This window comes from Streptomyces sp. SID11385 (assembly GCF_010548245.1).
Lineage (GTDB): Bacteria > Actinomycetota > Actinomycetes > Streptomycetales > Streptomycetaceae > Streptomyces.
Genome location: NZ_JAAGLR010000279.1, coordinates 1 through 12818, shown reverse-complemented (window position 1 = coordinate 12818; position 12818 = coordinate 1). Strand labels below are relative to the sequence as shown.

9 protein-coding genes are annotated in these 12818 nt (G+C 72.7%); all 9 read right to left on the bottom strand.

All coding sequences use genetic code 11. The features are described from left to right. Positions 1 to 15 precede the first annotated feature (15 nt). A complete protein-coding gene (locus G3I42_RS08305; RefSeq protein WP_164283843.1) occupies positions 16 to 318 on the bottom strand; it encodes a hypothetical protein in 303 nt (100 codons plus the stop codon). Next, positions 315 to 785 (bottom strand): hypothetical protein, encoded by a 471-nt coding sequence (locus G3I42_RS08300; RefSeq protein WP_164283841.1) that lies wholly within the window; start codon positions 783 to 785, stop codon positions 315 to 317. The genes G3I42_RS08305 and G3I42_RS08300 overlap by 4 nt, the downstream gene beginning before the upstream one ends. A 64-nt stretch (positions 786 to 849) precedes the next feature. Next, entirely contained in the window at positions 850 to 6042 is a 5193-nt protein-coding gene (locus G3I42_RS08295; protein WP_164283839.1) for a hypothetical protein, read from the bottom strand. Between the two features lie 26 nt (positions 6043 to 6068). After that, entirely contained in the window at positions 6069 to 7250 is a 1182-nt protein-coding gene (locus G3I42_RS08290) for a hypothetical protein (RefSeq protein ID WP_164283836.1), read from the bottom strand. Further along, the gene (locus G3I42_RS08285; protein ID WP_164283834.1) at positions 7247 to 8179 is read right to left on the bottom strand and encodes a hypothetical protein; all 933 of its coding nucleotides are present in this window, start codon (positions 8177 to 8179) and stop codon (positions 7247 to 7249) included. Before G3I42_RS08285 ends, G3I42_RS08290 begins: the two co-directional genes overlap by 4 nt. Continuing rightward, positions 8180 to 8656 carry a hypothetical protein gene (locus G3I42_RS08280; RefSeq protein WP_164283832.1) on the bottom strand — a complete coding sequence of 159 codons (477 nt, stop codon included), beginning with the start codon at positions 8654 to 8656 and terminating at the stop codon, positions 8180 to 8182. It abuts the gene before it with no gap. Continuing rightward, a complete protein-coding gene (locus G3I42_RS08275; protein ID WP_343244485.1) occupies positions 8644 to 9399 on the bottom strand; it encodes a cupin in 756 nt (251 codons plus the stop codon). Before G3I42_RS08275 ends, G3I42_RS08280 begins: the two co-directional genes overlap by 13 nt. A gap of 226 nt (positions 9400 to 9625) precedes the next feature. Next, positions 9626 to 11230: a major capsid protein gene (locus G3I42_RS08270; protein WP_164283828.1), complete on the bottom strand. Its 1605-nt coding sequence runs from the start codon at positions 11228 to 11230 to the stop codon at positions 9626 to 9628. A gap of 151 nt (positions 11231 to 11381) precedes the next feature. After that, complete coding sequence (murC, locus tag G3I42_RS08265; protein WP_164283826.1) at positions 11382 to 12794, bottom strand: UDP-N-acetylmuramate--L-alanine ligase; 1413 nt, start codon at positions 12792 to 12794, stop codon at positions 11382 to 11384. Positions 12795 to 12818: the final 24 nt, after the last annotated feature.

Sequence of the window (12818 nt, the reverse complement as noted above, 5' to 3'; positions counted from 1 at the left end):
TCAGGTGGCGCCCGGTCAGGGCGCGGTGGCGGTGCAGTGGACGGTGACGCCGGACGCGGCGGCGCCGACGGCGAGGACGCCGATGCCGAGGAGCGTCACCCCGGCCGACACGTCCACGTGGACCGTCGTCGAGCCCCCCGTGTTCGCGGCGATGCGCAGGGATCGGAAGCCCGCTCCGGCCTGGACGGTCGCCTCGATCACGGGGGGCGCGTCGAACGGCGGCGACCACGTGAACGTCACGTCGCCGCCGCTGCCCGTGACTCCGACCGCGCGGTCGACACGGCGCGCGGGCGGGGCGTAGTGGCCGTGCGTGGTCACGGGCGGGTGGTCCAGATGACGTGCCACGAGGCCCCGGCGGCACCCGCGAGATCGAGAGCGCCCGCCAGGACGCCGCCGGTGCCGGCACTCGCCGACCACGTCAGGGTCCCGCCGGCCGGGACGGTGAGCGCGCCCTCGGCGGTCGTCGCGGTCACCGTGCCCGCGTAGACGACGAGGGTCACCGACACCGTGCCCGCGTGGTCGGCGAGCGCCCAGGCCGTGTCCTGCTCGCCGTGCGCGGTCAGCTCGCCCGGCTCGGCATCCGAGGTCGTACACACGGCGACCGTCCCGGTCACCGTGTACGGCGTCGTGCCGTCGAGGCCGGTGTCGGTGACGGTGACCGTCCCGGCCGGGCTCGTCGTGTAGCGGCGCACGAACGCGACCGTGCCCGCGCCGTCGTCGTCGCACAGGATCTTGAATTCCGCGTCCGGTCCGGCGAGGGAAATGCTCCCGGTAGTCCCTGACATGCTGCGCCTCCAGGCGATGGGATGAAGGGGACCGGGGCCCGCGAGCTGCGGGCCCCGGCAGGGCCTAGGCGGCCGTTGTGCGGGTGTAGGAGACGGTGACGACGCCCGGCCCCCCGGCGATCGTGAGCGGACCGGACAGGGCCGCGTCGCTGTCCCTGACGACCGACCAGGACACCGACTCCCCCTCGAAGAGCGTGCTCACGCCGTCCGAGGTGGTGATCTGCCCGGCACCGCCGTGCGCCGTCGCGGTCACCGCCTGGAGCAGCGTCACCGTGGAGGCGTCCCACGCCTGCCCGGCCGCGAGCTCGACCCGGTGCGCCTCCACCACCGTCGCCGTCGGCGGCTCTTCCTCGGGCGGGGCGACCGGCGACACCGGCACGTACGCCTCGGCCAGACCCTCGGTGTACGTCCCCAGCGGCGTGAGGGTGCCGTCGCACCCGATGCCGATCAGCTCGACGTACGAGGCGTCGGCGATGCCGTCGCCGTCGGTGTCGTCCCAGCGGCACTCCTGCACCACGGACTGCGCGAGGCACTCCGTGGGCTCCGCCCCGGGGCACAGGCCGATGTGCGAGCCGCCCGGCAGCGAGACCGGGCCCCAGGTCAGCGGGTCGACGTAGGTGACGCCGGTCCGCTCCCCGGTGTCGGAGGCGTAGCGCACCTCGGCGAAGACATCGCCGATCGACTGACCGTTGATGTTGTCGATGATGCACATGGGCACCAGCTCGACATCCTGGCCGCCCTGCTCGGGCTGGCACACCCCGACCGTCCCCGACGGGGTGTACGGCGAGAAGCCGTCCAGGGCGGTGTCCACGACGACCGAGACCTGTCCGGCCGTGCCGTACGTGATGTGCCGCAAGAACTGCACGACCGCGCCGTCGGCGGCAGCGTCGCACAGCGCGACCACCTCGACGTCCAGGCCGCCGCTGCCCCCCGCGCCGCAGCCGGTGCCACACGGCACGAAGTCGCCCTCCGGCGCGGGCACGGCCTCGCCCTGCGCGTCGAGCCACGACACGCTCACCGACCCGTCGCACTCCTGCGTGTAGACCCGCGTGTACTGGACCTCTTCGCAGCCCTGGACCGGGCCGAGCGTCCATTCCTGCCCGGCCTGGTCCCGGATCGTCATGGCCCCGTAGACGTTGGTCTCGCCGCCCTCGGAGCGGATGAAGTACGCGCAACCGGGGGCGCTGTCGACCACCCACCGGTCGCTCGTCACGTCCAGGTTGGTGAGCGCTTCGGCCCAGTTGCGGTGCATGCCGTGCGCCGCGTCCGTGCCCGGCCCGCACGCGCCCCCGGTGAACTGCCGGCCGGGGCTGTCCTCCGGGAAGACGTCCTCGCCGTTGATGATCCAACTCGTGATGGTGAGGGGGCCCGTGGGCTGGCACGGGAACTGCCCGCCCGGCCCCTGGATCGACCCGCACTTGCCCGGCAGGCCCCCCACCAGGCTCGTGTTGTCGTAAGACGCCTCGGAGCGGGTGACGACGCCCACACACTCCGTCGAGAACGCGACCGGGCACTCGGGCTCGTTGCAGAGCACGAGCGTCGCCCCGGCCGGGAGTTCCACTGGGGCGCCGGTCGTTGGGTCCGCGAGCCGTTGCTCGATGCGGTCTCCGGTCTGGTCGTCGTAGACGCGCTCCGCGACGACCTGGCCGACGATCTCGCCCGCCGCGTCCTGGATGCACAGCACGTCCGTCTCGACATCGACGCGAAGCTCGGGCGGCGGCTGCTCGCAGCACTCCCCGCCCGCCGTGGTGCACTGGCCGACTTCGCCAGTGACCTCGTACGGCTCGCCGCCCAGGGTCGTGTCCGTCGTGGAGACGACCTCGCCGGTCTCGCAGTCCGTGACCTGACGGCGCATGAACTGCACGGTGCGCGGCAGGGCGATGTCCAGCTTGCCCACGACGTTGTTGATGCCGCCGACGTCCCGGACCTCGATCTCGACCGTGTTGGGCCCGGAAGTGACCGGGATCTCCGCCGTGCCCGAGGTAGCGGCCTGGTTCCACTGCCCGTACATCCCGGCATCGACGCCGTTGATCCGGACCCGGGCGCCGCCGTCACCCCGGAAGCCGCTGCTCTGCGCGACCGCGACACCGTCCTCCGGCGCGGTGAACTCCTTGCGCAGTACCCACCGGAACGGGGCTGCGTCGTACGTCGACCAGCTCCCGCCGCCGTACCCCGCCGACTGGTCGGCGCGCGCGCCGAGCGCCGGGTACCCGTACGGCGTGCCGTAGATCGCCGGGTACGGGAGCGGCCCCTCGGGCGGCGCGTCCGGCTTCGCGCTCTCGAACGAGACGACTTCCCAGCCGTCCGCGTCCGGCCTGTTGGCCGGGTCGAAGACCGTGATCAGGTCGACCGCCGAGGTGTCGCACAGGAGCGTGCTGGAGCTGTCCCGGCACGGCTCCGTGCCCCCGCCGCCAGCCGCCGAGCAGACGGTCACCATGCCGGCCGGGGTGTACGGCTGGCCCTCCAGCGTCGTGTCCGACGTCGAGACGACGGCCCCGCCGCAGTCCCGGCACGTCGTACGCAGGAAGGGGGTGATCGAGCCGGGTTCGGGCTGGGGGTCTGCGAGGAGCCCGACGTGGAGCAGGCCGAGCCCGCGCCCGGCCCCGGCGTTGGTGGTCGCGCGGATCGTCAGCTCGGTGACCGGGCCGTCGGTACGGACGACCGACTCGTCCGTGGCCGAGCCGAGCCCGCAGATGCTGTCCGGGTCAGCGCCGGGCCGGTGGTTGGGGTGCAGGAACTCGATGCTGAACGTGGCCCCGCTGTCGGCCTCGTAGGCGATGCACTCGCGCGGGGCCACGTTGAAGCCGCGGACGCCGAACCGGAGGTAGACGGGCTGGTCGAACACCCACGTCTGGTCACAGGCCGGGGTCCCCGGGCCGCCCACGGGGTAGATGGTGTAGTGCCCCTGTGGCGTGAGCCATGACCCGCAACTCACGGTGTAGCCAACGCCGTTGGGGAGGGTGCCCGAGGTGGGGCCGTCCTCCAAGTCGGACAGGCGCAGCTCCGTGAAGTCGATCAGCGGCTCGCCGGGGGACTCGTCGGGCTGGACGTCGCACAGGGGGATGGTCTCGCAGGTCGCGCAGCCGTCGGCTTCCTCCGCCGGACAGGCCACGATCTGATGGGCGGCCGGGAGGGTGTTGTCGTAGCGGGCGCCGGTCTGGTCGAGGTAGTAGATCGTGGCGCCGCCGTCCTCGATCACCCGCGTCCACGGCATCACGTCGGTGGGGGCGGCGGTGGCGATGACGCACACCTCTTGCACAGTGCGCCCCGTGCCGTCCCCGCCGCTGCTTCCGCCGCACGGGGTGCAGCATCCCTCCGGGCGCAGCGACACCGCCGCGAAGCTCAGCGCGCTACAACTGTTGCCGCCGCCGGTGTTGCCGACGCGGTAGGACCAGACGGGCGGTGGCCCGTCGTAGTACATCTCGCCGGTGCCGTTGGACTCGGTCGGACGCACGGTCGACCCGTCCCAGTAGGCGGTGCCGCCGAGCCGGGACGGCGGCGGGGTCAGGCCCGTGATCGGCTCGAAGGTGTCGAAGTCGATCAGGTCGCAACGGACGTAGGTCGCCGCATCCTGGAGGACCTGGTCCGGGGTGAACGTGTAGGTGCACGGGTTGCGGAAGCTGTACGAGGGGGGCGTGCTGGGGCAGTCCGTGTTCGCCGTCGCCGTGGTGGTGACCTTGACGACCCCGACGGTGTCCGGGTCGTCGATCGGGGAGAGGGAGAAGAGGAAGCCGCGCCCGGCCGCGCTGCCGGGGTCCGGCTCGATGCCGACGACCTCCCACGGCACCTCGACCATCGCGGGTACACCGCCGCTCCCGCAGTCCACGACCTGGACGGGGGCGTACGGCGTGGTGCCGTCCGTGGCGGTGTCCCGGGTCTCGACCAGAGCGCCCGTGCAGTCGTGCACCAGGTGGCGGAGGAAGGGGACGGCGCACCGCTTGCCGTCCGCGTCCGGCTCCACGTTCGGGTCGAGGTCGCACAGACGGAGCGTGGTCACGGTGGACGCGCACGGCTCCGCCTCCTCGGGCTGGCACACCTCCGCCCGGCCGCGCACCGTGTAGGCGGTCGTGCCGTCGAGGAGGGTGTCCGTGGCCGTGACGCCCCCGCCGTCGCAGTCCCGGCACACGGTCCGCAGGAACGGCACGGTGCTCGGGGCCAGGGTGAAGTCGCCCACCTGCCGCTGCGTCGGGCCGAGTGCGCCGCCCGTCCCGTCGCTGGCGAACGACAAGGAGGTGACGGGGCCCGCGTGCTGGAACGTGGAGTCGCCGTTGGCGTTGGCCTGCCCGGCGCCGGCGGCGGGGCTCAGGGTGCGCGTGGCCGGGTCGTAGACGTGGCTCGGGGACAGCTCCACCAGCTCGGTCCCGGCCGGCATGACGATGCGGCCCGTCGTCGTGCCGCTGATGCCGACGCGCGCCGACCAGGAGGCGGCAGCCGGCCGGTTCAGGGTGAGGACGAACGGGCCGGCGGTCGCGACGGGGAAGAGACTGAGGGGGAACCAGCCCGCGAGGGTGTTGGTGCCGCTGCTCGTGGTGAAGCCGACACCGGTTGCCGTTGTGCCCGAGCGCGCACCGGCCAAGCCGCCGGCCACGAGGACCGGGGCAGGTGTCGGGTCCGTGGGCACGTCGCACAGGGCGAGGGTCTGGCAGGAGCGGCACGGCGACTCTGGCGGGCACAGGGCGACCGTTCCGGCCGGGGCGTACGGCTCCCCGCTGAGGTCGTAGTCGCTGTGCCCGGTGATCGCGCCCGTCTCGCTCCGGGCGAAGTCGCGGAGGAACGCGGTGGCGGTGCCGTCGGCCGCGAAGTCGCAGAGCTGGACCAGGTCCCGCTCCGGCTGCTCCGTCCCGGCCGGGCAGGTCGTCACCTCACCGGTCGGGGTGTACGTCGTGCCGGTGACCGCGTCGACCAGGCGGACCGCGGCGATCGAGCCATCCGCCGCGTACTGGTACTCCACGAGGACCAGGCCGAGGACCTCCCCGTCCGGTCCGACGTCGCAGAAGGTGCCGTTGGTCGTGATGCTGCGGGAGTCGCCGCACGCGATGGTCCCGGCCGGGGGCGCGCCTGCGGACCATGCGCCGGTGGTCAGGTTGAGCCACCCCTCGCTCGTGGCGGTGCCGGCGCAGTCCCGGACGACGGTGACCGCGATCGGGGAGCCGTCCGCGAGACACAGGCCGACGGTGGCCACCGGCTGAGTCGGGTTCTCACACGCCGCCGCGTCGGGGCCGCAGTTGCACGAGGTGAAGTTTCCGCCTGCTGGCATGTCGTCTTCCTTGGGGTGATGGCCGCTCAGGCGGCGGTGACCTGGAGCTGGTAGACCTCGACGACCACGACGCCGGGCGCGCCGTCGCGGCCCATCTGCGCCGGGCTCGGGGTGCCACCGCCGACGCCGGCGCCGGACGCGGAGGCGGGCGCGGGGGCGCCGCCTCCGTAGCCGAGCGCGCCGCCGACGCCGATGGTTGGCTCGTCCCCGGCGCCGGAGGAGGAGAGGCCGCCCCGGGACGCCGCGCCGAGGACCGAGCCGCCGCCACCTCCGCCGACGCTGATCTTCGTGCCGATCGCCTGGCCGTTGGTGACGAGCGTCGAGTCGTTGAAGACGCGCCCGCCGATGGCGAAGCCGGGCGACGCCGACCCGCCTGGGATACGGAGCTGGCCGACGCCGCCGAAGCCGCCGGACTGGTTGAAGCGGGCACGGGCGTCGTCCCACGAAGCCGGGACGCCGGTGCCGATGTACTGGCCGCCCAGGCCGCCGGGTGCGGTGACCAGCGTGCCGAAGGCGCTCCCGCCGCCGGCGCCCGCGTTGACGTTGACGGCGGACCCGGCGCCACCCGCGCCGACAGTGACCGCGATGGGGCCGGTGAGGTCGGCCGCGTTGAGGAGGCTCTCCGCATAGGCGCCACCACCGCCGGCCACGCCGATGGACACCCAGTCCGAGCCGACCGGGCCGGCGTTGCTCCCGGACCCGGTAGAGCCGCCGCCCGCGCCCTGGACGCGTACGCGCACGTACTGGAGCCCGGGATAGCTGGCGGGGTCGAACTGCCCGTCGGCGGTGAAGACCTCCACGGCGGCGGTCATGGTGACGAGCGGGAGCGCCGCCGGGCCGCCGGTCACCAGGAGGCATCCGTCGTCGTCGAGGGCGGCGGTCTGCCCGGGGTCCTCGGAGAGGCAGAGGGTGAGGCCGGCTTCCCCGGGCCGGATTGGGCCCGACGGGTCGGTGGTGAGGCTGAGGCAGCCGTCCGCGTCCACGGCGAGGACGTCCGCGGAGTCCGCCGCGACGCACACCTCGGGTGCGGTGGGCTCGGCGACGTAGAGGCAGCCGTCCGTGCCCTCCTGCAACGCGTTGCCGGGGTCGGCCGAGACGCACGCGCCGGGCCCCTGCGGGCCCGCGGGGCCAGGCGGCCCCTGGGGGCCGGGCGTTCCGCCGGACGCGGTGCCGAAGATGATCGGCGGACAGCAGTCGTTGCAGCTCACGAGACGTCCCCCATGTCGCACGGAGTGAGGAAGTTCAGGTAGACGGCCGAGTCGGCGGGGACATCGACCGTGAGGGGTGTGCACAGGCGCCCGGGGCGGCAGTCGACCGGCGGCGCGGCCCAGTTGAAGGACGCGCCGGGCTCGTTGATCTGCGTGGTGTTGCCCCGGCAGTCCGTGACCACCACCGGCCCACACGCGACGGTGAGGGACAGTGACTCGGTGCCCTCGGGCATCGTCCAGGTCTCCGGGCCGGAGAGGCCAAGGAGCTGGGGGCACATCGGCGTGGGGCGGCACTGGTGGCACTCGCCGATCTCCCCCACGGGTGCGTACGGCGTCGTGCCGTCGAGGGCCGTGTCAGTCTGGTCCAGGGCCTCGCCGGTCTCGCAGTCGTAGACGACGGTGCGGAGGAACTGGGTGACGGGGGTGGGGCCGTCGGTGAGGTAGTCGCAGAGGACGAGGGTCTTGGTCTTCGGGCCGCACGGGCAGTTGTCGCAGTCGATGACCGTCCCGGCCGTCTCGTACGGTGTGACGCCGTCGAGGGCGGTGTCCGTGCTCGCGGTGGTCTCGCCGTCGCAGTCGAGGACGAGGCGCCGCAGGAACGGCGTACACGCCCCGTCGTCGGTCTGGTCGCAGAGGCGGAGGAGGGCGACGGACGCGCACCCGTCCTCGGTGGCACCGCAGGGGCGTGCGTCGGCCGGCGCGGGCCCCTCGGTGAACACACCGGTCGCGGAGTCGATCCACCCTGCGATCTCGGGCGGGGCCGGGGGTTCGCCGTCGCAGGCGCACGCCGAGCGCAGGACGAGAAGGACCGCGCTGCCGTCCTCGCGGCACAGGGGTGGTGCGGTCGTGAGGGAGGGGGCGCAGCAGGACGGGCCGGGCTCGGGCCCGCTCCCGCCGCCAGGGGTGCAGGGGATCGGCTCGACGGGCACCTACGCCTCCGCGTGCTTCTGGCGACCGTGGGCGTCCCGGCCACGCTCGCTGGTGAACTCGCGGTCGCACGCACCGCAGGGGAAAACGCCTTCCGGCGCCTCGGCGGATGAGTCGCTGTCGTCGGACCCTTCCGGCAGCGGCGTCGAGTCCGGCCCGTACACCTCGGCGGGCACCTCGGGCAGCGGCTCACCGGGTACGGCCTCGCGGTAGCCGTCCGGGCTGGCGACGCCGACCAGCTCGGGCCTGCCCACGGTGCACTCAGGGGTGTCCTCGTCGGGCGAAACGTAGCGCTGACCGTCGACGAAGGAGCCGATCAGGATCTCCTCGGGCGCCTCGGTGAACCGGACGGCCGGCACCGCGAACGAAGTCGGCGACGCCGTACGCACCTTCGGCCGCTGAGCGACCGCCCACCGCGCGAAGTCCCGCCGCAGCTCCACCGCAGGACGGACGATCACAACACCGCTCATGCCGGGCACGCCTCCACATTGATAGCGAAGACCTGGCAGGTCGTCCCCACGACCGCCGTCCGCTCCGCGAGGACTTTCAGGTCGTTGACGCGGTAGTTCACCGCTGGCCCCGCCCGGTCCGGCACCACATCGACCGGGCCGAGACGCACCTCGACGGGCCCCGAGATGTACAGCCACGCCGTCCCTGGCGCAGCCGGAGCACCGTCCGGGCCGGAGTTCGCCGCCGAATACCCCGCGCCGATCACCGCACGGTTCCCCGCCAGCGTCCGAGGGCAGTCCGTCGCCGCGTCCTGCCGCAACACCTGGCAGCACCCCAGTAGCGCCGCCACGCCGGTCGGCACGTGAAGAAGGCCCTGCCCGCCGTACGTCTCCGCGAGAGCCCCCTCCAGCGCGGCCACACCCTGCGCCACGCTGACCGGGCCCGCGGGCGACGTCAGGTCCACCGCGCGCGGCGCGAGCGTCTCCCGCCAGAAGCCCTCCTCGATCGCACGCTGCTGCCCCAGCTCCAGCGTCGCGAGGACCTGCTCCCGCGCCTCCGCATACGACCACCCGATCGTGCTGCACTCCGCACCCGAGTAGATCGTGATCGGAGACGCGTGCTCCACCGTGGGGCGACAGAACTCCTTCTCCACCGGCCCAGCGCCCGGGGACTCGTCCTCATCAGGGCACGAGTCCGGCCACACCTGCACGGGACAGCACCCGAGGGCGAGCCACTCCACGCCCATCAACTCGTGGATGTCCGTCTCGGACACCTCGATCACCGAAGCGCAGTCGCTGAGGATTCCGTACGGGAGCGGCCTTCCCGGGATGGACTCCACCCGCCGCCGCATACCAGCCGAAGGCACTCAGCCCACCGTCCCGTCGTGGACTGGTCGAGCGTCGACAAGGGGGTTACCGAAGGGGAGACGGAGCACGCCTTGCCCTCATTTCTGTGACAGGCGGTTCCGCCCTGGCGGGGCGGAACCGCTGCGTGGGGGGTCAGGCGACGGGGCAGGTGACGCCGATCTGCTCGGCCGTACGGCCGTCCGCGCAGACCGGGACCGTCACGATGCGGGCTTCCTGGTTCCTCGCGATGAGGGTGCTGCACTCTTCGGTGAACAGTGCGGTGTAGTCGTTCACAGAGAACTTGCTTGAATCGTGAATTACACCCAGGCTGATCTCCCCGCCGCGTCCCGCCTCGAAGGTGCCGGCCGGGTAGATGAGGAAGGGCACGTTGTCGGGCCAGACGGCGGCCGGGTCGGCGCCGCCAATGGTGTCGGGGACGTTCGGGTTGAGGCCGCGGGCCCACTGGACGCTGACGCCGATCTGGGCGAAGGCGCTGATGATGCGGTTGATGTCGATGTCTTCGACGCTGACGCCGTTCCTCCGCGCGATGTCGGCGAGGAAGAGGTTCTTCGACCACCAGGGGAAGACGACCTCGATGTTGATGCTCTCGCAGAGGCTGAGCTTCTCGGTCATGTCGGCGGCCTGGAGGGCGACGGCGGCGAAGAGGGCGGAGAAGGCGCCGAAGGTCGGGGCGATGGTGACGGCCGTGGACTGGGCGAGGGCCTGGGTGAAGAGTTCCTGCTTGATGCGGATCTCGTGGGCGATCATGCCGAGCTTCTGGTAGTGCTCGACGAGTTCGGGGAAGTGGCGCTGCGTCAGGATGCCGGACTCCAGGCAGATCCCGATGGCGTCGCATCGGACCTCGATCGGCTCGGGGCAGGGGATGCGGAAGCAGGGCTTCTGCGCGCCGCTGATGTCGTCGGCCTCGGTGTGGACCCAGGTCATGCTGCCGACGTCGAGGCTCGGCATGGGGAAGAAGCGGAGGCCGCCTCGGGCGAGCTGGATTTCGGGGACGTCCCAGAGCATCTCGGGGCACGCCATGCTGGTCAGCTCGTAGACGGTTTCGGACGGGGCGCACCAGCCCCCGCTGGCGACGATGTTGCCGCCCTGGAGGCGGGCCTGGTCGGCGGCGAGGAGGACGGCGCGGGTGCCTTCGGTGCCGCTGGAGCTGTCGTTGATGATCAGCTCCTTCTGGAACGGGAGCCGGTACGAGGCTGTCAGGCCGACGCCGCCACCTGCGGTCTTCAGGGCGTTGGCGCGGCGGATGAGTCCTTCGGTGACGCCTTCCATGTCGAGGGCCTGGCCGGGGGAGTAGCCGGGGACGTCGACGGAGGCGGTGATCTCCGGCCGGGGGTTGGGGTCGGCGGGGAGGACGGAGGGCTGGCGGCGGCGGATGCCGGAGAGGTCGATGGTGCGGCGCGGGCTGGCCGAGGCGGTGACCGGCTCGGGCTCGGGCTCCGGCTCGGGAGTCGCCTCCGGCTCGGGCTCCGGCTCGGCGTTGGGCTTGTCGCCTCGGACCTGGGCGGCGAGGGCGTCGATCTCGTCGGCGGCCTGCTGAGCGGCCTCGACTCGGGCGGCCTTCTCCTGGCGGATGCTGTCGACGGCGGTCGCGAGGGCGCGGAGCTGCGCGAGGTCTTCGGGGGCGAGGGTGTCGCCCTTGCTGAGGGTGTCGAATGCCTGGACTGCGCCGTCGAGGACGCCGTCGAGTTCGTCGGCGCTGAGCTGGGTGATGTCCTCGGGCAGTTCGAAGTCGGCCATGCCGAGTCTCCTGAGAATTCAAGGAGACTCGGCCCGAAACCAGATCAGTCGTCGTGGTGAAGTTGCGTTGCCGCTGATGGTAGCGGGTGGACGAGGTGTGGGGCGGTTCTGGCGGTGGTTCCGGGGCGTCGATGACGCTGGCCGGGCTTGCTCAGCTCTCGGGGCTGCGGGGTCCGGCGGTGAGCCGGTCCAGGATGGCGGGGCCGAGGTCGGTGACATCGCCCGCTCCCATGGTGAGAACGAGATCACCGGGCTTCGCCATTCCCGCGACGGCCTCCGCGACCTCGTCCTTCGCGTGCAGCGGGCTCACGTCGGCCCCGGCGGCGCGACCGGCGGCGATGATCAGCTCGCTCGTGACGCCCTCGATGGGGTCCTCGCGGGCCGGGTAGATGTCCAGGACGAGGGAGGAGTCGGCGAGCGCGAGGGCCTGGCCCATCTCCTTGCCCAGCTCCTGCGTGCGGGAGAAGAGGTGCGGCTGGAAGACGACGAGGATGCGCCCCTCGACGGCGCCGCGCATCGCCTCCAGGTCGGCGGCCATCTCGGTGGGGTGGTGCGCGTAGGAGTCGACGACCTGCACGCCCGCGGCCTCGCCCTTGAGCTGGAGGCGCCGCTTCACGCCCGTGTAGCTGCGGAGCGCGGAGGCGAGGTTGTGCAGCGGGACGCCGAGGGAGACGCCCGCGACGAGCGCGGCGACCGCGTTGTGGGCGTAGTGGCTGCCGGGCACGGAGACCGTGAACGTGAGCAGCTTGCCGTGGAGCGAGACGGTGACCTCGCTGGTCAGGCCGCGCGGGGTGACCTTGTGCACCCGTACGTCCGCGTCCTCGGCCGAGCCGTAGGTGAGGACGGTGAGCTCCGCCCGGTCCCGCACGCGGCGGGTCAGCTCGCGGGCGCCCTCGTGATCCGCGGAGATCACCAGGGTGCCGCCGGGGACGATCTTGCCGACGAAGGTCTCGAAGGACTCGTAGATCTCCTCGATCGAGGCGTAGTTGGCGTGGTGGTCGAGTTCGACGTTGAGGACGACGGCGACCTCGGGGGCGTACGTGTGGAAGCTGCGGTCGCTCTCGTCGGCCTCGGCGACGAAGATCTCGCCGCTGCCGTGGCGCGCGTTGGAGCCGGGCGCGTCGAGGTCGCCGCCGATCGCGTACGAGGGGTCGAGCCCGAGCGTCGTGAGGGAGACGGCGAGCATCGAGGTCGTCGTCGTCTTGCCGTGCGTGCCGGCGACCGCGAGGGGCCGCGTGCCCGCCATGAGGGCGGCGAGGGCGTCGGAGCGGTGCACGACGGGGATGCCGAGTTCCCGGGCGCGGACCAGCTCGGGGTTGTCGGCGCGGATCGCGGACGAGACGACGACGGCGGAGGTGTCCTCGGCGAGGTGGGCCGCGTCGTGGCCGAGGTGGACGGTGGCGCCGAGGGCGCGCAGCGAGGCGGCGGTCGCCGAGTCCTTCGCGTCACTGCCCGCGACGCTCGCCCCGCGCTGGGCGAGAATCCGGGCGATGCCCGACATCCCGGCCCCACCGATCCCGATGAAGTGCGGTCGGTCGAGGGCGGGGGGAAGGCCGGCTGCCATCTGTGGTGTCTCCAGGCGGTGGGG

Excerpts from the sequence above, each read along its gene's own strand:
- G3I42_RS08300 (WP_164283841.1), bottom strand. The coding sequence starts at position 785 with ATGTCAGGGACTACCGGGAGCATTTCCCTCGCCGGACCGGACGCGGAA.
- G3I42_RS08295 (WP_164283839.1), bottom strand. The coding sequence starts at position 6,042 with ATGCCAGCAGGCGGAAACTTCACCTCGTGCAACTGCGGCCCCGACGCG.
- G3I42_RS08270 (WP_164283828.1), bottom strand. The coding sequence starts at position 11,230 with ATGGCCGACTTCGAACTGCCCGAGGACATCACCCAGCTCAGCGCCGAC.
- murC (WP_164283826.1), bottom strand. The coding sequence starts at position 12,794 with ATGGCAGCCGGCCTTCCCCCCGCCCTCGACCGACCGCACTTCATCGGG.